The sequence below is a fragment of the Synechocystis sp. PCC 7509 genome (assembly GCF_000332075.2).
GTDB lineage: Bacteria > Cyanobacteriota > Cyanobacteriia > Cyanobacteriales > Chroococcidiopsidaceae > Aliterella.
Window position 1 is genome coordinate 91,968 of the sequence record NZ_ALVU02000001.1, and the last position, 23,249, is coordinate 115,216.

Below are 23,249 nucleotides of genomic sequence, written 5' to 3' on the forward strand. Positions count from 1 at the left end.
GTAGTATTTTAGGCAATTTATAAATTAGTAATGCACGCAGTCACAAACTTGTCAACCAAAAAGGCGTGGTCAAAAGCGATCGCCAAACCCGCTACAGAATTTGCTCAATCAAAACTGCCAATTATTTCCGGTAGCATTCCTCCCAGCTTAAAAGGTACGTTGTACCGCAACGGGCCAGCAAGGCTAGAACGTGGTGGTATTCGGGTGGGGCATTGGTTTGATGGCGATGGAGCAATTCTAGGGGTGAATTTTAGCGATGAAGGCGTAACCGGGACTTATCGGTACGTGCAAACTAGCGGATATGAGGAAGAAGCGGCGGCGGGTAAGTTGCTATACGGCAACTATGGTATGACTGCGCCTGGTGCAATCTGGAATCAATGGTTAAAACCTATCAAAAATGCTGCTAATACTTCAGTTTTGGCATTACCCGACAAGCTTTTGGCATTGTGGGAAGGTGGGAAACCTCACGCCTTGGATTTACAAACTTTGGCTACTATTGGCATCGATAGTTTAGATGGACTTGGAGATAAGTTAGCTTATTCGGCTCATCCTAAAAGAGATGCAAAAACTGGAGAGATATTTAATTTTGGTGTGAGTCCCGGTAAAAATGCCACCCTAAATATTTATAAGAGCGATCGCACGGGCAAAATTATTAAGAAGTCTGCTCTAGAGTTAGATGGTGTGCCTTTAATCCATGATTTTGTTTTAGCAGGGCAATATTTAGTATTTTTTGTCTCACCAGTGCGGGTAAACCCTTTACCCCTGTTACTCGGATTAAGCAGCTACAGCGAGGCGTTGCAATGGCAACCAAAATTAGGCACGCAATGGCTAGTTTTTGACCGGGACAGCTTAGAATTGGTTAATCGCGGCGAAACTGAAGCTTGGTATCAATGGCACTTTAGCAACGGCTATGTGGACTCTAGCGGTGCGATCGTGGCTGGGATGGTACGCTACGAAGATTTTGTGACCAATCAGTATCTCAAAGAAGTAGCAACCGGGGAAACTCATCGCGTTGCTAAAAGTACGTTGTGGGAAATACATCTAAATCCCCATACAGGAGTAGCAGCAAACGAACAAGTTTTAGATAAGCATTGCGAGTTCCCTGTAGTACCGCCGCAGCAAGTAGGACAAAGTGCTAGTTCCACTTATTTATCTGTACATCGCCAAGGAATAGATCCAAGTCAAGAAATATTTGGGGCGATCGCCCGCTTCAATAATACAACCGACACTCTCACTATTGCGGACATGGGAGAAAATCGCTACCCTACCGAGCCAATATTTGCCCCTAATCCTGAAAACCCCGATACTGGCTGGATAATTACCGTTGTTTACGATGGGAATACAGACACAAGTGAAGTTTGGGTATTAGATAGCGAAGGTTTGGATCGAGAACCTATTTGTAAACTGAGCTTACCTAGTGTAATTCCCCCAAGTTTTCACGGTACATGGCAACCGGGGTAAAGTTTGATGAGGATTTCACCCAATAATGTCGCGTCTTGGCGCTGTATTTAGTAAAAATATATTTGCGTCTTGACGCGCGTAATATCTCTAAAATTAAAACTTTTTATGGCTTACTACTGGTTTAAAGCATTTCATATTGTCGGTTTTGTGGTTTGGTTTGCTGGATTATTTTACTTGGTACGTCTTTTTATCTATCACGTTGAAGCTAACGCCGAACCCGAACCCGCGCAAACAATTCTCAAAAATCAATATCAGTTAATGGAGAAACGCCTATATAGCATTATTACTACCCCAGGAATGTTAGTGACAATTGCGATGGCGATTGGACTTGTAACGACCGAACCCGACGTTCTCAAACAAGGCTGGCTGCATATCAAGCTGGCGTTTGTGGTGCTTTTGCTTGGCTATCATCACTATTGCAAACGGCTGATGAAGCAACTAGAAAAAAATGAATGCACTTGGAATGGTCAGCAATTGCGGGCATTTAACGAAGCGCCTACTATATTGCTAGTAGCGATCGTCATGTTGGCGATTTTTAAAGACAATTTACCTACCGATCTTACGGCTTGGGTAATTTTTGCGATGATTATTGTTATGGCTGCAACTATTCAACTTTATGCCAGAAAGCGCCGCCTAGATAAAGAAAGAGTATTGGCAGAAATACCCCAAGAGTAATTTAATACTAGCTAACTTCCTTTAGCTAGTGGTTCGAGTGCGATCGCACTCGACGCAACCTATTTATCTACCTAGTTGAGGATAAAAATAGTTATTAAAGGATGTAACAATTACAGTTATTGTCAAAAACTATTTTAATCATGGACGACAAAGATTATTCCTGGAAAGGCAGCCCTAATGCTGGACTTGTATTAACAATTTTGGCTTTACTTGGGGCTATTGCGGTTTTTACTGTTGGCTTTTCTGGATAAACCTCTCCAACTAGCAAAATCTCGCTCTAAAGTAGCGAGATTTTGCATGATTAAAAAACTGATAAATTCTAAAATGCAAGCCTTGCTCTGCAATGTTACTGCACAATTAGCAAAGAGCAACCAGCATGATGCAGGACATAATTACTTACGCTGCCTAAAATTAGCTTGGCTACGCCAGAGTGACCGCGATGCCCGATAACGATGGTATCAGCTTCCCACTTTTGGGCAAAGTCGCAAATAGTTTTACCAGGACTACCAGGCGTTTGTGTAAATTCGGCTTTTACGCCAGCAAGCATTGCTTGCTCTTGACGAGACTTGAGCATTTTTAGACATTGCTGGGCAAAAACCGCCCATTCTTCGCGGTAGTTTTCAATAATTTTGTCACCGCCAGCATAGCCCATACCAGAAAATATAATGGGCAAATAGGGACTACCTTGTTCTTCGCTAGAAAGTACGTGGAGGAGCATTAGGTGCGCTCCTGTGGCTTTGGCTATGACTATAGCGCGATCGAATACGCGATCGCTACTTTCAGACGTATCTATTGCAACTAAAATTTTGTTAAACATATTTACCTGCACTAAAAAACTATTTACATATCCTCTAACTCAATACCTTTAGTTTCCTTGAGCAAAAAGAGGACAAAAAAGAACGAAATAGCGGCGGAAATTGTATACAAACCATAGGCAGAACCTAGCCCAAAGTATTGCAGTAAAGGCGGAAAAGAAGTAGAGATGGCAAAATTAGCTACCCATTGCACGGAAGCAGCGATCGCTAGTGCTGCGGCTCTAAGTTTATTATTGAACATTTCCCCCAACATTACCCAGACTACAGGCCCCCAAGAGAAACCAAAGCAAAATACATAAAGGTTGGCAGCTATTAGGGCGGTAGTTCCCGCCGAACCCGTCAAGTTGGGGTTGCCAGAAGCATCAAGGGCGGCGTTAGCAAAAATAGTTGTCAAAGTTCCTAACGTTAAAGTCATGCCTAGAGAACCGAGCAGTAGTAGGGGTTTGCGACCGAATTTATCGACAAAAGCGATCGCAATTAAAGTAGTAATAATGTTTACCGCTCCTGTAATTACCGTAATCCAGAGGGAATCTTGCTCGGAAAAACCCACCGCTCGCCATAAAACGCTGCTGTAGTAGAAAATTACGTTAATACCGACAAATTGCTGGAATACAGATAAGCCGATTCCTAGCCACACAATCGGTAAAAGTCCGCCACTTCTGGTTAAAAGATCGGAAAATCTAGGTTCGCGCTCTTGGCTCACGGTTTGCCTAATTTCGTTGATTTTTTCTAATACGTTACCGCCGAGAATTTTGGTTAGAACTGTAGCCGCTTCTTTCTCTCGATTTTGAGCAACTAAATAACGGGGAGATTCAGGAATCATTAATGCAGCCATTCCATAGAGAATAGCGGGGGGAATTTCTGTCCAAAACATCCATCGCCAAGCGGCGATTCCAAACAAAAACGGTGCTTCTGCCGAACCCGCCGATACAGCGATAAAGTAGTTGCAGAGTAAAGCAATAAAAATGCCCACAACGATCGCCAGTTGTTGCAAAGAACCTAATCTTCCGCGCAAGTGAGCGGGAGAACATTCCGCAATGTAGGCAGGAGCAATTACACTCGCCGCACCCACTGCCAGCCCTCCCAAGACCCGCCAAAAGATAAAATCCCAGATCGTAAACGGTAGCCCAGAACCAATGGCGCTGATGGTAAAAAATATCGAAGCTACTACCATTGCTTTAACACGCCCGTAGCGATCGGCAATTTTTCCGGCGTAAAAAGCGCCAATTGCCGAACCTAACAAAGCTAAAGATACTGCAAGACCAGTAATCAAACTATTGGCATTAAAGGCTTTGGCTAAAGCCGCCACAGCGCCGTTAATTACCGCAGTATCGAAACCGAATAAGAAGCCACCGAGAGCGGCAGCACCAGCAATTAAGACAACGTAGAAAGTGTTTGATTTACGCCGAGTAGTAACAGTCATAGTGTTAGATTTGGTGAGTTTTTAAGTTAATTGGGCAGCACAAAGAGCGCTACCTAGTAGACCAACTTGGGGGTTTAAAACTACGCGCACGGGAATTTGCTCTAGTAAAGAGTTCATTCGTCCTTTGCGTAAGAAGGCTGGCAAAAAGCCTTGTTGCATCAGGGGTAAGTTTTTGGCTGCAATCCCGCCTGCTATATATAAACCTCCGTAAGGGAGAAGTTTTAGCGCCAAGTCTCCAGCTTCCGCGCCATAGGCGGCTACAAATATTTCCATTGTTTTTTGGGCGAGGATATCTTGTTTAGCAGCCTTAGAGATTTCCGCCGCCAAATCGACGGTTTTGTTCTCTTTACCAATTTCTCGCTCCCAGGTGTTGTAAACGTCCGCTAAAAGAGGCGATTCTTGGTGAATTTTGCGCGATCGCAAAAACTGATAAATTGCTACAATCCCCATCCCTGAAACAACTCGCTCTACCGAAACTCGGTTGATGTTGTACTTTTCTAATAGGTATTGCAACAATTCAAACTCGATGGGAGATTGGGGTGCAAAGCTGGCGTGTCCGCCTTCAGTGCCAAATACGCGATAGTTATTAGCTTGGGGAATCGCAAACCCTTGTCCCAAACCTGTACCCGCACCAATTACCGCAATAGGTGCATTAGCATCGGGGACACCTGGTTGCAACGTATGCAAGTCAGCATCCGATAAACCTGTAACCCCATAACCTACCGCCACAAAGTCGTTAATTAAAGCTACCCTGGAGACTTGTAACTCTTGCTCTAAGCGGCTTGCTTCTAATATCCAACTTAAATTAGTCAGCTTAGAAGTATTGTTGACAACGGGCCCAGCTATGCCAAAGCAAGCTTTTTCAGGAGTTTTGTTATTTCCGGCGGCTTCCAGAAATTGATGTACCATTGGTACTAAGTCTGCAAATTCTTGGCTACGGTAGGTTTGCTCGTGTAAGGTGGTTTGCTGAGGTAAATCGTCCGATTCTACTAAGCGCAAAATTGTTTTAGTAGCGCCAATATCTCCAGCAAGTAATAAGGTCATTTTTTGTTTGCTCCTTTAAAATTTAAAAACTGTTCTAACTACACCAACTACTATGTCATCGTTGTTATTATTGTGATTCGGTGCAGTTAGCCAAATTACGCCGGGAGTGATGGCAATGTTGTCAGATATTTGATAGCGGTAAAAAGCTTCTAGATGCAGAGAGGTATCGGGGTCGGCTTCACCGTTATTTAAGGTACTGTCGATACTCGTTACTTTGGGTTCCATCCCGACTAAAAGACCGCCTAGATTGCCTTCTTTGCCTAGATTGGGAAATGCTAAAGTAATCGCCCAATTCCACACATCCGCATCGCCTCTACCGATGTAGCGCTGGTTGGCGTATCCTACCCAGCCACCAATAGAAAAATTGGGATTAACAAAAGTGCCTGATACGCCGTAGGCATTAGTAGATACAGCCCTGCCAAAGTTAGTATTAGATAAATTGCTGCCCGTGCTAGTTCCAAAGGGTACAAAGTCAGGGTTTAAATCTGGGTCTATACCTTCGCCAGTAGTAAAGAAAGATGGACTATAGCTATTGATATAAGTTAAGCCGATTTTTGTGCGATCGCTCGGACTAATAATTACTTGCGCTAAACCTGCGTAAACTCCATCAAATAAACCATTTTTTTCGTTAGGATTAGCCGCCGTGCTACTAGGGACTAAATAACCTAAATTTACTTCTATACTGTCCCCAAAAAAGTGTTGTATTCCCGCCCCCGAACCACCGCTATAGTTGTAGATGGGGTTACGCAAGGCAAACAAGGAAACCGCACCGCCATCAAAGTAAGGGTTCAATTGCGCTGAAGCATCCAAGTCTACAAAACCGTTACCCGTCGCCGCCAGGTAAAAATTTGTTTTATCACCTAAAGGAAAGCGGTAGCGCAGCAACCCTAAACCAAATTGATTATTACTATCGCCATCAAACTCTAATCGACCCTCATTAGTTAGCAATGGGCCGCTATTTGTACCGCCTAAAGGCGTAACATTATTAGCTTGCAAGCGAGTTGTGAGTAAATCTCTACCTGTGAAGCTAGTATCTAAATTCAGCCGTACTCGTTGACTTAAAGTTGGGACTGTATCAATAGATTCACCATTGGCATTTTCTCCCGCAACTACACTTGCTAAACCAACGACAACTTCAGCATTAAGTTTAGTAGTAGTAGAAAATTGATTGGCTTCAAGTTCCGCCGCTTGTGCTTCTAAACTGTCCACTCGTCCCCGTAAAACAGTTAGTTCCGTTGCAAATTCCGATTGTAATCTTTGCAGAGTTACCAAGTCTTCTTTAGTAACGGCGTTAGCTGTACCCGAAGCAATTACTTCATTAATTCGATCTAAAGCCGCATTTAAACCCGCCGCAAATTCGTAGCGCGTCATCGCTTGGTTTCCCCGATAAGTCCCGTCAGGATAGCCAGCAATAACCCCATAACGTTCAACTAAAGACTGTAATGATTGAAATGCCCAATCGGTCGGTTGTACGTCTGATAGTTGCGAAACTGATGTCACTTGACCTAATGTATTCTCTTGAGCGATCGCACTTTCAAAATTAATTAAACCAGTAACTAAACCTGTACATATAAGGGTTGGTGTTAACACATAGTTGTTCATCACTCCTCCGGTTACAAACTTAAAATTTGATAGTTGTATGGTTGTTAAGCAATCGACTACTCAAACCTGAGCAAATGCCAATCCCTTGCATTTCTAATCCTGGGGTGGCAATTGATGACGGCGAAAATAATTTTTCTATATTTGTTGACATAAAAAACTCCTGCAAAAACACTTGTGAGTTTGCTAGTTCAAGCTATGGAAAGTAAATTAAAGCGATCGCTCTGATTTTGCCTAAAAACTGTTCCCACATCTAAAACTTGCAGGATTTGCAGTTATCTACATCATAGGTAGAGGCAAACACCCAACGTATGTACCTAAAGATTTACCTTAGAGAGACTTTGCAATTCTTTACTTCTGACCTATCAGCCTTGGGCGGTACTCGCATTTTCTCGCGTTACTAACTGCATGGGAATCAAAATGTTGAGATTGCTAGGTTTTTTGCCGTTTAAAATATCGTTCCCAACTTGCACCGCTTTTTGTGTCATTCCTCTAGGGCTTTGCGTCGCTGTTGCTGCATACAAACCTTCTTTGAATGCGATCGCTTTTATCGCTTCGGGCGCACCATCCACCCCGACAATAAAGAAATCTTTGCGTTGTGCTTGATTAGCTGCCAAATCTACACCAATCCCACCGCAATTACAACTTTAGCTGCTCGTCGGACATTGTCAATTGCTGGTGCTATACCTTTACTATCGGCAGTATTGAGAATAATTAAATCAGTATTTGCATCAACAAAGTTTTCCATTTGGTTAGTTGGTTGCCGTGCAGTGCAGACGTTATACAACTGGCTGGAGTAGATTTTAGGATTGAATTTCGGTGGTTTTAGCCTTAGAGCGATCACAAGAAAAGTCTTGCAATAGTGCCATTAATGCCGGAACAACTGTCGGAGTCAAAATCGTAGAAAACGCCAATCCTCCAGTTAAAGCAATTCCTAACCCCTGATACAGTTCCGAACCTTGTCCGGGAAAGATGGCTAAAGGAACCATTCCCAAAATGCTCGTACCCGCAGACATGAAAATGGGACGGAGGCGATCGCGCGTAGCATTGTAAAGAGATTCATCGTACTTTTGCCCCTCCTCTTGAAGCTGTAGCACCCTCTCCACGATTAGAATGGCGTTATTTACAACCACTCCGGTTAAAATCAAAAACCCTAATCCTGTAATCATATCTAAAGGCACGATCGCACCAGGAATCCAGTTAGCAAAAACTAAACTTAGCAAAGCTCCGGTTAATCCTATTGGTACAGTTGCCATAATTACTAAAGGATATAAAAACGAACGATACAGGGCAACCAAAAGCAAGTAAGTAATAATTACTGAAAACAAAAAAGCCGAAGCAAGTTGTCCTACAGTTTCCGATAAGCGATCGGCAGAACCCGCTAATTCTAAACGAAAATCTGGGGGCAATTTGGCTCGTAAGGGGGACAAAATCTGCTCCTCAGTTTGCTGTATAAGCCGTCCCAAGGGCGCGTCAGGAGTCAGGCTGACTGTGAGAGTAGTAGAACGTTCTAAATCGACATGATTAATCACCCCAGGGCCCGTAGTCTCCCTCACCGTTGCCACATCTGCTAACTGAACTCGTCCGCCACCAGTTGCTTGAGAGGAAACATCAGACTCACTTCCGGTTTCTGCCGTTAAATTTTGAGGAATTTGAGAACTAAACAGGGACAATTGCCGCAACTGTTCGGGGGTTTCGACAAAAACGTTTTGCAACTGTACAGTTACATCCAATTCTTCTTTCCCCTCCACAAATTCCGAAGCAAAACGTCCTCCTAAAGCCGCTTCTACCATTGCTCCAACTTCGGCTTCTGATAAACCCACTTCTGCAAGTCGCGTGCGATCGGGAATAACTTGTAGTTGCGGAGCGCCATCAATGGAGTCTGCACGAGCATTAGCAACCCCTGGTAAGGTAGAAATTTGTTGAATCAACTGTTGCTCTAGCTGACTGAGTTGTTTGAGGTCGGGGCCAATAATTTGTACTTCAAAAGATTTGCCCGGATCGTTGAAAATGGGAAACCGGATCGGAAACATAAATTTATAGCCGGGATAGCCAAAACTTTGACCCGTCAATCGTTGTTCCATCTCCGCAAGTCCACTACCCGTCGCCGATTCTGGCTTTAAAGAAATTCCAATCCCGCGAAACTGGGGAAAGTTAGCAAAAAAAGTGCTGGAGATTTCTGGCTGCTGTTTAAGGAAGGATCGGGCTGGTGCAGATAGTTGTATAGATTCAGGAACGCTGGTTCCGGGAAACGTCTCGGTTAACCAAAATACAAAATTGAGGTTTCCTTGAGGCAGATAATCGGCGGGTGGTAGCAACAAAATACTAGAAGCCAGCAATACTATCGGAATAGATAGCAATACCAACCTCCGCTTGATTCGACGCGGGCCCAATGCCCAACCTACCGTTGCTAACAAAAAGCTTTCTAACTTACTTTGCAGTCGTCTAAAAGCAAAGGAAGTCTGCATAATAGAGCGCTCCAAAAAGTTATTGCTACCTTGTCCTTCAGCCTCGCTAGATCCCAATTGAAATGTTTGCTGTGCTTCGGCGGGATTGAGAAATAAACTAGCCAACATGGGTAGCAATGTCAACGAGGCAAACATTGATAACACCGCCGCCGCCGTAATTGTAATTGCCATATCAACAAACAACTCGGAAACTTCTCCCGTCACCAGCACTAGAGGCGCAAATACTGCCACGTTTGCCAAGGTTGCCGCTAAGATTGCGCCTCCCACTTCCTGAGTGCCATCAATGGCTGCTTGCAGGCGACTTTTTCCCTGCTGCATATGGGTAAAGATGTTTTCAACGACCACGATCGCATTATCAACCACCATCCCCGCCGCAAACCCCAAAGCTGCCAAACTGATAATATTTAAACTCCGCCCCAACAAAGCACTAACCACAAATACAACAATCATGGCGAGGGGAATAGTAATGGCAACTACTACAACCGTGCGGAGGGAGCCTAAAAATAACAGCAATACAGCGATCGCCAACACTCCACCAGTAATTAAATCGCCTCGGACATTGGACACTGACTGGTCAATATAGGTGCTTTCATCGTAGAGAATCTCAAAATCAACCCCTTGTTTCTGGCGATCGAACTGCGCCTCTAAATTGGCTAAAACGGCTCGAACTCCCTCCGATACCTGGGGTACATTGGCTCCCACCCGGCGGATAATCCCAATTCCCGCCGAGGGGCTATCGTTATACAAAAAGGCACTATCTTGAAACTTGCGCCCCATTTCTATATTGGCGACATCCCCCAAATACACCGTTCCGCTATCGTCTCGTCGTAGTACAAAGCTTTTAAATTGGTCTAATAGTTGCGCTCGGTTGACGGTGCGTACCTGATATTCGCGTTTTCCCAGTACCAAGGGTCCGCCGCGAATATCACGGTTATTGGTTCTTAGGGTGTCTGTAACATCAGCGAGAGTCAGATTGCGATCGGATAACCCTTGAGGATCGACAAGAATCTCTACTTCCCGTTCTTGACCGCCAACAATAAAAAATCGGCTTGTCCCTTCCACTCGTCGCAATGCTGGTTCGATAGTTTCTTCAATCAAATCGCGGTAACGGTTAGAGTCAGTTTGATAACCTGGTTTTGGTTTTAAGACAATCCACATCATCGGGTTATTATTGCCACTGGCGACCTGAATATCAGATTCTCCCGCTTCTTCTGGTAATGCTTCTAATTGCTGGAGTTTGTTGAGAACGGCAACTAGCCGCGCATCCACATCCGTCCCCCACTGAAACTCCATCGTAATTGTGCTGAAGCCCGATAAACTTTGGCTGGTGATTTCCTGCACCCCTTCAATTTCCTCTAGCACATCCTCAATGGGGCGCGTAATCAAATCTTCCACTTCTGCGGGGGCTGCACCAATGTAGGGTGTAGAAATTGTAATTTCTGGGCGATCGCCTCCCGGTTGTAGTTCTAAAGGCAATCCAAACAGGGCCACCAATCCAAACATTGCTAACAAAAAGAATAAAACAAAAGTGCCATGCCGCCAACGGATTGCTGTTTCAATTAGATTCATGTTTCTGGTTTTGTATTTGGCTCAACAACCTGTACGGGCGCTTCAGGCATTAAAGCTTCGCTACCCCGCACGACAACGGGTTGCCCGACTTGCAACTGGTTACTAGAAATTGCCATAGTTTCGCCCATATCGACGACGAGTTTTACCTCAACTTCCTTTGCTTTGCCTTCTAACACGGTATAAACTAGCCAAGTTTCATTGCGCCGAACTAGAGTATCGCGGGGAACAACAAAGCTAGAGGGATCGATTGGCAATTGTAGCTCTCCAGCCACCGCCATTTTAGGCAACAATTTCTGAGGTGGATTTTGTAACCGTACCCGGACTAATTGCCGCCGCGACGCTGCATTGGCCGAAGGGATTACACCGCTAATAGTGGCGATTCCTTCCCAGTCGGGGAGGGCGCGGGTTGTTATTTCGACCGGCAAACCGGGGGTAATGCTACCGCTCAGTTGCTCTGGTAATTCGAGAAAAACATCCAACTCGTTGCTATTGACTAAAGTAAATAATGGATCTCGACTCTCGACTAAATCCCCGGTGCTGACTTCCCGCGATCGCACAATTCCGGTGGTGGAAGCTGTAACTTTTGTTCGTGTCAACGCCAATTGAGCCTGATTAACGGCCGCTGTTGCCGCCGTAACGCTGGCTTGTTGCGCCCCAATTTCTTCACGGGTGGGGCCTGCGGTTGCTTCGGCCAGCGCTGCTTGTACTTTTACCCGTTCTGCCCTTGTGGCATCAAGTTCTGCCCTTTCCTCTAATAACGCCTGCTCGCTAATTGCCCCGGCGGCGACTAATTGCTCGTAACGAGCAAGGTTTTGTTGGGCTTCTTGTTCTCGCGCTTGAGCAGAACGGAGTTCGGCTCGACGTTGGGCAATAATTTCAAGTCGAGTACCGACTTGTAAGCTTGCAAGTTCGCTGCGTTCCTGTGCTAGTCTTGCTTGAGCTTCGGCTAAGGTTAGTTGTTGATCGGCATCGTCAAGGGTCGCAACGGTCATTCCTGGCGTGACGCGATCGCCCACCTCGACAAAAACCCGCTCTACAGTCCCCGCCGCTTGGGTACGGAGCGTAGCGCTTTTACTTGCCTCAATCTGTCCTATTAACTGAATGCGTCTTACTCCTTCACCACGTTTAAGAGCAACGGTTTCAACGGGTGTTGGGGGCATTCCTTGAGCCATTTCTGGTGGGGGTGCGACTTCTGGAGTAAGTAGCCGCCAAATGGTTGCACCGCCACCCAACAATAATAGAAGTGCGAGTATTTTTAAATAAGATTTCTTGAAGAAACGACGAGATTTTACTTTTGGTGGCGGCGAACTTTGATTTTCTAATGTTTTCATAGTTAATCAAGCCCCTAAAGTGAATAAGGTTTTTGAGAAAAGTGAGAAATCAAACTATAAAACTTTTTTCTTTCTACCGATATAGAGAAAATGGTCAGACATTCCTAATTCCTCTGGGGTTTGTCTAGTTGCTTCTACTAAATCCAGCCTTGCCTTGAACTTGCTCTCCATCAATTCTATCGATGGAGATAGAAAAGGGCGAGGCAAAAAATTTAATAGTAATACAGCATCGGCGATCGCGGTTTCTACCACTGATACTTGAGTTGCCGAAGCTTGCTGTATGCACAATACTTGTTGCTCCAGATTTTTAGCTTTGAGTCTGTTTTAGGTCGCCTCTAACAATTTCTGAGCAACATCAACTAGGTAATATCCTACTACAGGGCAGCAAAAACTATAATTAATAACGGGCAACTTCTTTATTATTCTTGGCTGATAAATGGACACGACTACTACAAAGCAACGCTACCATATCACTACTTTCGGCTGTCAAATGAATAAAGCCGACTCCGAACGGATGGCGGGGATTATTGAAAATATGGGCTTTGAGTGGTCAGAAGACCCCAACAATGCAGACTTAATTGTTTACAATACTTGTACTATTCGCGACAGCGCCGAACAAAAAGTTTACTCCTATTTAGGCAAACAAGCCAAGCGCAAGCACAGAGAGCCTCATTTAACTTTAGTAATTGCCGGATGTCTTGCCCAGCAAGAAGGAGAAGCTTTATTAAGGCGAGTTCCCGAACTAGATTTAGTCATGGGCCCGCAACACGCCAACCGCCTTGAGGACTTGCTACAACAAGTATATAACGGCAATCAGGTAGTAGCGACTGAGTCCGCGCATATTGCGGAAGATATCACAACACCTCGCCGCGATAGTACAGTAACGGCTTGGGTAAATGTAATCTATGGTTGCAACGAGCGTTGTACTTATTGCGTTGTCCCCAATGTACGCGGAATCGAACAGTCGCGCACTCCTGAAGCTATCCGCGCCGAAATTGAACGGTTGGCAAAGATGGGTTACAAGGAAATAACTTTACTCGGACAAAATATTGATGCTTACGGGCGAGATTTGCCCGGAACAACCCCCGAAGGCAGGCATCAGCACACATTAACTGATTTGCTCTATTTCATCCATGATGTGCCGGGAATTGAGCGCCTACGCTTTGCTACCAGCCACCCGCGCTATTTTACCGAGCGTTTGATTAAAGCTTGCGCTGAATTACCCAAGGTGTGCGAACACTTCCATATTCCCTTTCAATCGGGGGATAACGAAATCCTCAAATTGATGTCGCGGGGATATACTCACCAGAAGTACCGCCGGATTATTGATACTATTCGGCGTTATGTACCCGATGCAACCATTAGTGGAGATGCGATCGCCGCTTTTCCTGGAGAAACGGAGGAGCAGTTTAACAATACTCTTAAACTAATGACCGATATTGTCTTCGATCACACCAATACCGCCGCCTATTCTCCTCGTCCTGGTACTCCGGCGGCTTTGTGGGATAATCAGTTGAGCGAAGAAGTAAAGAGCGATCGCTTACAACAACTAAATCATTTAGTATCTATCCAAGCAGAGATGCGAAATCAGCGCTATCTCCATCGAGTTGAGGAGGTGCTAGTTGAAGACCAAAACCCCAAAACTCCAACTCAAGTAATGGGTAGAACTCGCGGTAATCGTTTAACCTTTTTTAGGGGCGATATTAACGAACTAAAAGGTAAACTCGTCCAAGTTAAAATTACTGAAGCTCGTGCTTTCAGCTTGACAGGTGAATCCGTCGAAGTTAGGCAAGTTTTAGCCGTATAAACTAACCGGAGCAAAGAGCCGCTAAAAAAGTTCTCTTTGCTCTAATTAAACAGCGATAAATATGTAACTTTTAGCGATAAAATTGTTCTTATATATTTTAATTGATTGGTATATCTTGAATATATTTACCTTTTAATTGAATAATTATGACAGATTCTAGTATTACTCTGCCGCGCGGTTCAATTATTGATAAAATAGTTCAACGCGCTAAAAATAAATCATTAATTGAAATAATCAAGTTAGTTATTTTCAAATTAATTCTAATTAAATATCGCTGGCAATACCCGCAGGTAACATTTGGCGCAGGAGTCAAAATCAAAGGTGCTTTTTCTGTAGAAGGAAAAGGCAAAGTAGTAATTGGCGATTACTGCTCATTTGTCGCTACTAAAAACCTACCAAATAAAATTACTGTTCGCGATTCATCAGCTTGTGTATCTATCGGCAGCCATTGTAGCATCGCTGGTTCAATCATAGCATTAGAAGGAAAAGGCTCGATAAAAATCGGGAACGATTGTCATTTTGCCAATTACTACGGCGTGCAAAACATTATTACATCGCGGGGTAATGCTGGATTTATTACGGTGGGCAATCATTGCTATTTCAATGGCACAAATATATTATCAGAAAGCTCTATAGACCTAGAAAAGTTGTGCATGGTAAGCGACGCTTTAATTATGGATACCGACGCTCATAGTATAGAGATAAATCGCTGGAGTCCAAAAGCAATAACAAAAACAAAGCCAATCTATATCAACGAAAATGTTTGGATTGCTAGTAAAAGCGCAGTTTTAAAAGGTGTAAAAATTGGCAGAAATTCGATAGTTGGGCTAGGTACAATTGTCCGGCAATCAGTGCCAGAAAATGTCGTAGTTATTGGCAATCCTCAGCAAATTGTCAAGCACTTAGATTCTACGGTATTACCTTACGAATTTCCTACTTGAGCAAGATTCGTCTAAATAAAATATCATCTCCTTGGGTAGAAGTGCGACAAGTACCTATGATAGGCTATGCCCATCGATAGGCTAAAGGGGACGTGAGGATGACAAAATTAAGAGTAGGGCTGCTATTTGGTGGACGTTCGGGAGAGCATGAAGTGTCGATTCGTTCCGCCAGTGCGATCGCCCTAGCTTTAAAATCTAGCCAAAACGCCGACAAGTACGAGATCCTACCTTTTTATATTCAAAAAGATGGTATCTGGCGATCGGGACAATTGCCCCAAAATGTTCTCGAATCGGGCGTACCCCTACAAACAGAAGATAGTAATACCCAAGGACTCAGCCCTTGGCAATTTCCCGCCCAAGTTGAAGATATAGATGTTTGGTTTCCCATTCTCCACGGGCCCAATGGCGAAGATGGTACAGTCCAAGGATTGTTGACTCTAATGCAAATTCCCTTTGTAGGTTCGGGGGTACTGGGTTCGGCACTGGGGATGGATAAAATTGCGATGAAAATGGCTTTTGCTCAAGTCGGATTAGCCCAAGTAGAATATATGGCGATTAACCGTTCTCAAGTCTGGTCAAATCCTTGTATCTTTTCCAAATTGGGCGACGAAATCGAGCAAAAACTTGGTTATCCTTGCTTTGTGAAACCAGCTAATTTAGGATCGTCGGTAGGAATTGCCAAAGTGCGATCGCGCAACGAACTAGAAAAAGCTTTAGACCACGCCGCTAGTTTAGATCGACGCATTATTATAGAAGCGGCAGCAGTGGGACGTGAAATAGAATGCGCTGTACTAGGTAACGACAATCCCCAAGCTTCAGTAGTGGGGGAAATTACCTACAATAGCGATTTTTACGACTACGAAACAAAGTACAGTCAAGGCAAAGCTGACTTATTTATTCCCGCAAATATCCCCGCAGAAATTGCCCAAAAAGCTCAAGATATGGCTTTGCAAGCTTTTAAATCCACCGATGCGGCGGGAATAGCAAGAGTAGACTTTTTCTATGTAGAAGCTACAAAAGAAGTATTAATTAATGAAATTAATACCTTACCAGGATTTACTGCTACAAGTATGTACCCGCAATTATGGGAAAAAAGCGGCGTTTCTTTCCCCGAATTAGTAGACAGGTTGATTCAACTTGCTTTAGAAAGAATTTAGTGGCAATTAAAGGCGCGATCGCCCTTAAGCTTTAGAGTTAAAAGCGATCGCAAATACTGATTTTTGTACCAATAATGAATCCTCACATAACCTTTAATAATTAAAATTTTGACTACTTAATTCTGTCTCCCTTTTTTCTATTGTTGTCGCTACTTTTCGCACGTTTGTATAGGGTTGTCCCAATCCCGCCGTCAGCGCGTAACTAATGTTAAGTAACTTGAACCATAATGCCGGAAAACGAGGTTCTAGCGAAGGCTGGAGACGGCGAATTAATTGGGGAAACCAAGAGGCAAAAATCGCACTAATTAAGGCGTGAATGCCAAAATTTACATAATTCCCCAGCCACCGCCAAATATCTTTCGCTCCTGCCAAATCCCAAATCCAAGGCAATAAAGCGGGATTTTTGAAAGCTGCTTTGAGCGCCAAGCGATTAAAAGTAAACCAAGTAAATCGATCTTTAATAAAGTTATCTGCTACTTCTAAGGGTTCGTCCGCCAATAATCCAAAAAATGTATTGAGCATCGAGTTGATTCTTTGCGGTGGTAAGTATTTCCCGGTGGGAACCATCATCCCTTTAGAAAATAGCCAAGTGACGGCAATATTACTTTGGTAGGCGCGAATTTGATTTAAGTGCTTGGCGCTTAATAAGTCGTGTTGCAAAGCGGTATCCAAAAGCTCCGTTAAGCGTCCCAAATTGCGGATTAATGAGCCAAACCCCGTAAATACTAACGGAGACTGCAAAGAAGCCGCATCACCGATCGCAATTAATCTGTCAAAAGCTACCGTGCGATCGCTACTATCACTACTAAAATGTCCTGGAATATAACCAAATGTTGGTTTTTTCCACACTAATTTATCTAAATCGCAGCGCCGATACTCTGGCAAAATTGCAAAAAAGTCTTCATACATTTCTAACAATGAGCCGGGATTAGTCTTATTTACTTGATGGTAGTGAAATAAGTAAATAGTTAATTCTTCTCCCGCTCCCGGAAACAACTCCCAAATTAACTGTCTTCCCCGCGAAATATCGCCGTGACTATTTAATACGTCTCCATAGTTGCTATCCCATACCCCAGGCTTAAAACCACTAGCTACCACCGCTCCTACAGTGGGACAAACGCTATCAAAAGCTCGTTTGCCATTTAATTGCCATGCGATCGGCGAAGCTGTTCCCATCGCATCTACTAATAAACGTCCGCTTACTTTTCGTTCTGTAAAGTTTTTTAAATCTTTAATAGTGACTGTAACTACAGACTGGTGAACATCTGCTTGCATAAATTCTGTAGAGTCCCAAATGTCACCACCAGAGGCTTTGAGCTTTTCACCGCATAGTTGCAACAATTTCTCGTATTCTATCCAGACATTTAATACTGTAGGGGTATGCAATACTACCGATTTTAGGTGACTAAGATTATTGCCATCAAAAAATTTATTAAATCCATCGGTATATTCTCTACCAATAATACTTTCAGTTTCCGTAGGAGTTAGTAAACCCAAGTCAATCAAGCTTTCCAACTCCGAGCGCGAAATATTCCATTCCCGGTTCATTCTGCCAAAAGGTAGGCGTTCTAGCAATAACACGCGATAGCCCAACTGTGCCATAACTGCGGCGTGAATTACTCCCAGCGCACCGCCAACATAAATTAGATCGTACTCAGGTTTTTGCTCGGTTTGTCCTTGATGAGAAAATACTACTTGCTTGGGTTGCTGGTCTTTACGCACTCCTTCACGCCACCTCTGTTCCCACCAGTAGACGCGCTGAAGATCGGCTTCCCCATTGGGCATTTTTTGAAAATACTTTGCTGTCAAGGGATAATAAGGGGCTAAAGCTTCAAAAATATTACAACTAGCTAGATCGATGGCGGGTGGTTCTGGGTACAACTGGGGAAACTTGATCTGTACCTGACTTGTCAACTGCTGTAAGATTTTTTGTTCGTTAGGAAATGGGCGATCGCCCATCCGAAATACTTTTAGATAAGTTGTGCGTTGTACTGACCACGTAAAAATAGAAAGTTGCGGAGTTTCAGAAATAAGCGATCCGGGGCTTGTAGTCTTAGCTATCTGCAATCTCACACCCACGGGAGTAGTTACTTTTTCTCCGGTAAGAGGTTGCCATTCCTCATGCAGCCACTGGCTTACAGAGGCGGTTTCAGGGGTAGGAATTTCTATATATAGGATTTCGTTCATTCGGCGATTTTAACTCCTAGTTAAATACTTAGAAAGGCAGAGTTGACAAATTGGCAGATTGCGCTACACTTCCTTTACAAGATAAATGAGAATTTGTTTAAGAAAGTTTACAACTAAGTCAAGTTTATTAAAATCCTCACACTTTTAACGTTACGCCATGCCTTACCCAATTCCCGCTAGTCCTCAAGAAATTGTCGCCCTTCATCAAAAGCCGGTTGACGAAGAAATGGTTGCCGCCGCGATCGCTGGCGTAATTAGAATTGTCAGTGCTGAAGGGCAATCATTGGAACAACTAACAGCGCAGTTGTTAGCCGATGACAGTTTACTAGATATGCAGCAACGTCAATGGTTAAGCGATGTAGTGGCAAATGCTTGGGAAAGCTTTACTGAAAAACGAGTCTTAGCCTCTGGTTTTTAGCCGTAGATGAGCATAAATTAAGGTAGATAGTGCGATCGCGATTACTTTCCCTTCTCCTCAAAGTTAGAATTGGCGGCTTATTACTAGCTGGAATTGCTTTATGGGTATTTGCTCAAATTGCTGAAGAAGTTTTAGAAGTAGAAAGTTACGCTTTTGATACAAATATTTTGTTGACGATCAGAAGTTGGCGCTCGCCGCCATTAGACCTATTAATGTTGGGTATTACATTTATCGGCGATCCCTTTGTATTGTTAATTAGCTGTTTGATTTTAGGCGCTTGGTTATTACAACGCAAACAAAAGTCGGAAGCTACTACTTTGGCGATCGCCGCTATTGGTGCGATCGGACTAAATGTACTGCTAAAACAACTATTTAGCCGCGCTCGTCCTGCATTATGGGATCGCGTAGTAGACGTGGGACAGTACAGCTTTCCTAGCGGTCATGCAATGGTGTCAATGGTTATCTATGGCTTTATTGGCTATATTCTTGCCACTCGCTACCGTCGCCAGCAAGTATGGATTATTAGCTTAACTACTTTATTAGTTGTGGCTATTGGTTTTAGTCGGCTGTACTTGGGAGTACATTGGCCAACTGATATCATCGCCGGGTATGCAGCCGGGATAGTATGGCTAATTGCGTGTATTTCTAGCTCAAAAATTTGGCATAGATACCGAGCAAAATAGTTTGATTTTGCCCAAATTAGCTAATTGTAACCACGTCAAAAATAATACTTTATACCTCATCAAATCCATTATTGGGTTTAGCTTCAATAGTTAAATCTGGCAATCCTTCGAGTTTTTCCACTACCGAAGATAGGGCAACGTGGGCGGGGACAAATATAGTTAAGCCTCCCGGTACGCACTCAACATCAATCGGAGTAAAACCAATAATTTCCCCGTCAAGAACTACTTTTTGCGGCGGATCGGTTTTAATAATTACTCTTTTCGCTCGCAAGTAACCTACATCGTCGCGTTCGGTAGCACTTTCATTTAAGGCAGTTTGCAGCAAATGATAAGAAGCGGCGATCGCCCCAGCACGAGTTACAGGCGAGACAACGGTTATATCTAATAAGCCATCGTCAAAAATCACCCCCGAAGGCCCTTGAGCTAATACTGATGTTGGTGGAGCGGCATTTGCTACAGTTATGGCGGCGGCGGTGAGCTTAATAATCTTGTCGGCGGTTTCAATCTCTGCCTCAAAGGATTCTAATTCGCGTAATTGTTGAATTCCAGCCATGAGATAGGCTAACACCCCAAACCGATTTTTGGCGCGGCGATCGGCTCGTTCTACCGTCTCTGCCTCAAAGCCAATTCCGGCAAGTAATACCATGGGGCGATCGTTACACTTTGCAGCATCAATTACCCGTGTCAAACCTCCCAAAATTGTCTCGCAGGCGGCTTCGATGGTATCTGGTAATTCTAAGGCGGCGGCGAAAGCGTTTGCTGTCCCCCGTGAAATTATCCCTAAAGGTATATTTGTCCCTACCAAGGCACTAGCGGCGGCGGATAAAGTTCCATCTCCCCCAGAGGCGATAATACTGGTTGCTCCTTGAGCAATTGCCTCTAAGGCGATCGCATCCGCGTCTAAATCTTCCGTTGTAAACCGGATATCTAACTCTATACTTGGTTCTAACAACTCTCGAATTTTTGCTAAATCCTGCTCTGGATTGCTTTGACCAGCCGATGGATTAAATATAAGACAGCTTCCAGTTCTTTTCATAGTAGTAAGTTTATTGCTCGGAAGTTATTAGGAATATGATTTTCTCATCAGTATAATTAAATTAATTCTTCTGTACTGAAGTTTTTTTTATTTAACAACTATAAATAGTTAATCACTTAACTAAGTTAACAGAACCCCTTCTAAGTTATACCCTATCTAAAGTTGTAATCCCTGCCTTATGCCCGACCCAATGATGTATCAACAGGACGATTTTGTTGTTTTAGAACCTAACCAACAAGAACAATTTCTCACGGCTAACGAGCTATTAGAAAAATTAAAAGTTGTTTTGGCGCACAATCAGCATAAGTTACCGCAAGAATTACAAACCTTTTCTTCTATTGAAGAACAAGCTAGTTATTTAATAAATACTAGCTGTGAATTAGTTTTAGAACCCGGTCAATATTTACAGTGGTATGCTGTGCGCCTAGAAAAATAAAAACTATTTTTCTGTAGTTTTTCTAACTAAAATATCTAGTTTTTACTTTCAGAAGTAGTAATTAATGCTAATTCAATAGCGTCTTTCTTTGGCTGTTTGATTTCAACTTGTACCCCAGGACCAAAAAAACTTGTCATTTTTTGATGTTTTTCTTCCCAGGATTGTAACGGAATTAATGGCGAATAAAAATCAATAATCAGTGTATAAGCGCCATCGGTTGCCGTTTCGCGTATACCAGTAATTAGCGGGCGTTCCTCATCGGTGGGACTTAAACTTAGGTGAGACAATGAACTATCAAGATGAGCATCTTGTCCGTAACGGTAGCGAGTAATATCTTTACGGATCTGATTTTGAGTGATGGTAGCTTGTTCCTCTCGCAGGGCAACTACTTCGGGTGCTGTAGGCTGCGTATAAGGTATGGGTTTTAGTTCTGAAACTTTAAGCGCTAATCCACCCAACAATAAAGGAATACCATAGAAAAACCCAACTAAATTAAGGGTCGGATTCCCAGAAAAGTAAGCATAAAATCCCACAATTGTTAAAATACCACCAACAGTTAATCCGAGCGATCCTAAAGAAGTTTGACGTAACATGATCTTGGGGCGGTAAATATGTAGATATATTACTAAACCTAACCTTCTCTTGCCCTGAAACACAAGTACCCTGTCTATCAACCAACTCCTTTGTTGGTCAAACTTTAAAGTTAAGTAAAGATTGCCGCTTATAGCTGTAAAGATTTAAAAATGCTGATGCAAAAAACAACAACTTGTGCTAGGCTGCTTGTGTATTTTTGTATAACAGTAGTAAAAAAACTCAATAATCACTCCAATCTACCAAGTTGGACATAGATATTAGAGTTTATAATTTGTAGAAATAATAAACCTTTAGTTTTCCCCAAATCGCAGCTTGTAAATTTATGAACGCCCTTCAACAACCTAGACCACCGCTAGAAACTGTAGAGCCTCGCCGGGGGGTAAAACCGCAAAGAAAAACCCGTAAGCGTAGCCGTTTGCATCCTTACCAGGGAATGGTAATCGAAAATACAGCCAAGCTAGTAGTGAATATTGTATTAGTGGCTGGAGCGGTGTCTGCTTTGGTAAAATTGTTGCCTTATAATGTTTCTCAGCAGGCAAAATTGCAAGAAATTTCTACAGAAGTTAAGTTGACCGAAAGCCGTGTTACCGATCTGCAAACAGACTTTAACCGCTCTTTCGATCCCCATGAAGCCAAAAAAATTATGGCAGAACAAAGCAATCGGGTAGATCCAAGACAACGCCAAATATTTTTGTTAAAAAATAATTAACCTATCAAGAGCTATTAATTAATAGCTCTTTGGTTTTTACGGACTGATTAACTGTTGCAACCAAGTTTCAACTTGCGATCGCAAACGATTGTTAGCAATATCTCCCGTTGACTCTAAATGCAGAGGTAGGAGTGCTAAAGCTCTACGATAATCGGCGATCGCTAAATTCCAATCACCCCAAAGATGGTAAGTCCGCCCTTGTTCAGCGTAGATATTGCCTTGCAGTTGACCGAACAAGGCGGCGATTTCCAAGTCTTCCACTGCTTCTTTGTACTTCCCTAAGTCACGCCAGGTAATAGCTCGATTGATCCAGGCTCGGACATGACTGGGATTGAGATCCAAAGCACGATCGTAGTCAGCGATCGCCATATTTAGACTACCAGAAACGGCATAGTAGTTAGCGCGGTTGTTGTAAGCACTAGCTAGTTGCGGATTGAGTTGAATTGCTTTATCGTAATCGGCGATCGCTTTAAGCAATTGACCGCTTTGAAAATAGATTAAGCCCCGATTGTTGTAATCGATCGCATTATCGGGATGGCGATCAATTAAATGACTCATTGAAGCGATCGCGCTTTTGTAATCTCCAAGTTTGGCTTTGGCTTTACCATAGGAGCGCAAACAGCGATCGGGTAACAATTCTGGTTCTAAGGGGCTAGGAGATTGTCGATCCCAGGGGTAAGGGTGTGCAAAACAATCGGGAAGGGAAGCTAATAATTGACGGTTCATTTTTTTTATAACTTCGAGCGGTAGCTCAACAAACTCAACGTATGATTTTTTTGGCAGCAACGCTTAGGCGGTTGTGTGACTTGATCAAGTGGCTTACATCATCATCGATGTTTTTTTAGAAAAGTTACCAAAAGTTAATATTGAATATATAATTGACAATTTAGCATTTG

The 23,249-nt window shown here is 43.3% G+C and carries 23 protein-coding genes; 9 read left to right on the forward strand and 14 right to left on the reverse strand.

The genetic code is table 11. The annotated features are described in order from the left end of the window. Positions 1-30: 30 nt before the first annotated feature. Positions 31-1,461 (forward strand): carotenoid oxygenase family protein, encoded by a 1,431-nt coding sequence (locus tag SYN7509_RS0200495; RefSeq protein WP_009632438.1) that lies wholly within the window; start codon positions 31-33, stop codon positions 1,459-1,461. 105 nt (positions 1,462-1,566) lie between these two features. Beyond that, a complete protein-coding gene (hemJ, locus tag SYN7509_RS0200500) occupies positions 1,567-2,136 on the forward strand; it encodes a protoporphyrinogen oxidase HemJ (protein ID WP_009632437.1) in 570 nt (189 codons plus the stop codon). Positions 2,137-2,482: 346 nt separating this feature from the next. Here the strand turns inward: hemJ and SYN7509_RS0200510 are convergent, their stop codons facing one another. From SYN7509_RS0200510 to SYN7509_RS0200550, 10 genes are all read right to left on the reverse strand, one after another. Beyond that, entirely contained in the window at positions 2,483-2,953 is a 471-nt protein-coding gene (locus tag SYN7509_RS0200510) for a universal stress protein (protein WP_009632435.1), read from the reverse strand. A 23-nt stretch (positions 2,954-2,976) separates the two neighbouring features. Next, positions 2,977-4,374, reverse strand: a complete 1,398-nt coding sequence (locus SYN7509_RS0200515; RefSeq protein WP_009632434.1) for a sugar porter family MFS transporter — start codon at positions 4,372-4,374, stop codon at positions 2,977-2,979. 21 nt (positions 4,375-4,395) lie between these two features. Next, positions 4,396-5,418: a glucokinase gene (locus tag SYN7509_RS0200520; protein ID WP_009632433.1), complete on the reverse strand. Its 1,023-nt coding sequence runs from the start codon at positions 5,416-5,418 to the stop codon at positions 4,396-4,398. A gap of 15 nt (positions 5,419-5,433) precedes the next feature. After that, entirely contained in the window at positions 5,434-7,020 is a 1,587-nt protein-coding gene (locus SYN7509_RS0200525; RefSeq protein WP_009632432.1) for an iron uptake porin, read from the reverse strand. 19 nt (positions 7,021-7,039) lie between these two features. Then, complete coding sequence (locus SYN7509_RS31155; protein WP_009632431.1) at positions 7,040-7,171, reverse strand: hypothetical protein; 132 nt, start codon at positions 7,169-7,171, stop codon at positions 7,040-7,042. Between the two features lie 211 nt (positions 7,172-7,382). Further along, positions 7,383-7,634 carry a type 1 periplasmic-binding domain-containing protein gene (locus tag SYN7509_RS27420; protein WP_009632430.1) on the reverse strand — a complete coding sequence of 84 codons (252 nt, stop codon included), beginning with the start codon at positions 7,632-7,634 and terminating at the stop codon, positions 7,383-7,385. Positions 7,635-7,636: 2 nt separating this feature from the next. Beyond that, on the reverse strand, positions 7,637-7,765 hold the full coding sequence (locus tag SYN7509_RS31160) for a hypothetical protein (RefSeq protein ID WP_255327274.1): 129 nt from the start codon (positions 7,763-7,765) through the stop codon (positions 7,637-7,639). A gap of 55 nt (positions 7,766-7,820) precedes the next feature. After that, on the reverse strand, positions 7,821-11,054 hold the full coding sequence (locus SYN7509_RS0200540) for an efflux RND transporter permease subunit (protein WP_009632428.1): 3,234 nt from the start codon (positions 11,052-11,054) through the stop codon (positions 7,821-7,823). Beyond that, positions 11,051-12,385 carry an efflux RND transporter periplasmic adaptor subunit gene (locus tag SYN7509_RS0200545; RefSeq protein WP_009632427.1) on the reverse strand — a complete coding sequence of 445 codons (1,335 nt, stop codon included), beginning with the start codon at positions 12,383-12,385 and terminating at the stop codon, positions 11,051-11,053. The genes SYN7509_RS0200540 and SYN7509_RS0200545 overlap by 4 nt, the downstream gene beginning before the upstream one ends. Before the next feature lie 54 nt (positions 12,386-12,439). Further along, the gene (locus SYN7509_RS0200550; protein ID WP_009632426.1) at positions 12,440-12,673 is read right to left on the reverse strand and encodes a hypothetical protein; all 234 of its coding nucleotides are present in this window, start codon (positions 12,671-12,673) and stop codon (positions 12,440-12,442) included. Positions 12,674-12,821: 148 nt separating this feature from the next. Here SYN7509_RS0200550 and miaB point away from each other — a divergent pair, with 148 nt between their 5' ends. From miaB to SYN7509_RS0200565, 3 genes are all read left to right on the forward strand, one after another. Continuing rightward, positions 12,822-14,192: a tRNA (N6-isopentenyl adenosine(37)-C2)-methylthiotransferase MiaB gene (gene miaB / locus SYN7509_RS0200555; RefSeq protein ID WP_009632425.1), complete on the forward strand. Its 1,371-nt coding sequence runs from the start codon at positions 12,822-12,824 to the stop codon at positions 14,190-14,192. A 146-nt stretch (positions 14,193-14,338) separates the two neighbouring features. Continuing rightward, positions 14,339-15,133 carry an acyltransferase gene (locus tag SYN7509_RS30565; protein WP_009632424.1) on the forward strand — a complete coding sequence of 265 codons (795 nt, stop codon included), beginning with the start codon at positions 14,339-14,341 and terminating at the stop codon, positions 15,131-15,133. Positions 15,134-15,231: 98 nt separating this feature from the next. After that, positions 15,232-16,290: a D-alanine--D-alanine ligase family protein gene (locus SYN7509_RS0200565; RefSeq protein ID WP_009632423.1), complete on the forward strand. Its 1,059-nt coding sequence runs from the start codon at positions 15,232-15,234 to the stop codon at positions 16,288-16,290. Between the two features lie 93 nt (positions 16,291-16,383). Here SYN7509_RS0200565 and SYN7509_RS0200570 read toward each other — a convergent pair whose 3' ends face one another. Beyond that, a complete protein-coding gene (locus SYN7509_RS0200570) occupies positions 16,384-18,477 on the reverse strand; it encodes an FAD-dependent monooxygenase family protein (RefSeq protein WP_009632422.1) in 2,094 nt (697 codons plus the stop codon). Between the two features lie 157 nt (positions 18,478-18,634). On the opposite strand from SYN7509_RS0200570, the gene SYN7509_RS0200575 reads away from it, so the two are divergent. Both SYN7509_RS0200575 and SYN7509_RS0200580 read left to right on the forward strand, forming a co-directional pair. Continuing rightward, positions 18,635-18,895 (forward strand): hypothetical protein, encoded by a 261-nt coding sequence (locus SYN7509_RS0200575; RefSeq protein ID WP_009632421.1) that lies wholly within the window; start codon positions 18,635-18,637, stop codon positions 18,893-18,895. A gap of 29 nt (positions 18,896-18,924) precedes the next feature. Further along, the gene (locus SYN7509_RS0200580; RefSeq protein ID WP_009632420.1) at positions 18,925-19,578 is read left to right on the forward strand and encodes a phosphatase PAP2 family protein; all 654 of its coding nucleotides are present in this window, start codon (positions 18,925-18,927) and stop codon (positions 19,576-19,578) included. A gap of 49 nt (positions 19,579-19,627) precedes the next feature. Here SYN7509_RS0200580 and SYN7509_RS0200585 read toward each other — a convergent pair whose 3' ends face one another. After that, positions 19,628-20,614 carry a YegS/Rv2252/BmrU family lipid kinase gene (locus SYN7509_RS0200585; protein ID WP_009632419.1) on the reverse strand — a complete coding sequence of 329 codons (987 nt, stop codon included), beginning with the start codon at positions 20,612-20,614 and terminating at the stop codon, positions 19,628-19,630. Positions 20,615-20,792: 178 nt separating this feature from the next. Here SYN7509_RS0200585 and SYN7509_RS0200590 point away from each other — a divergent pair, with 178 nt between their 5' ends. Then, positions 20,793-21,050 carry a CRR7 family NDH-1 assembly protein gene (locus SYN7509_RS0200590; protein WP_009632418.1) on the forward strand — a complete coding sequence of 86 codons (258 nt, stop codon included), beginning with the start codon at positions 20,793-20,795 and terminating at the stop codon, positions 21,048-21,050. Between the two features lie 35 nt (positions 21,051-21,085). Here the strand turns inward: SYN7509_RS0200590 and SYN7509_RS0200595 are convergent, their stop codons facing one another. Continuing rightward, positions 21,086-21,643 (reverse strand): DUF2854 domain-containing protein, encoded by a 558-nt coding sequence (locus SYN7509_RS0200595; protein WP_009632417.1) that lies wholly within the window; start codon positions 21,641-21,643, stop codon positions 21,086-21,088. Between the two features lie 323 nt (positions 21,644-21,966). Here SYN7509_RS0200595 and SYN7509_RS0200600 point away from each other — a divergent pair, with 323 nt between their 5' ends. Then, the gene (locus tag SYN7509_RS0200600) at positions 21,967-22,353 is read left to right on the forward strand and encodes a slr1601 family putative cell division protein (protein WP_009632416.1); all 387 of its coding nucleotides are present in this window, start codon (positions 21,967-21,969) and stop codon (positions 22,351-22,353) included. Positions 22,354-22,389: 36 nt separating this feature from the next. On the opposite strand, the gene SYN7509_RS0200605 is transcribed toward SYN7509_RS0200600, so the two are convergent. Continuing rightward, positions 22,390-23,079 (reverse strand): tetratricopeptide repeat protein, encoded by a 690-nt coding sequence (locus SYN7509_RS0200605; RefSeq protein WP_009632415.1) that lies wholly within the window; start codon positions 23,077-23,079, stop codon positions 22,390-22,392. Positions 23,080-23,249 lie beyond the last annotated feature (170 nt).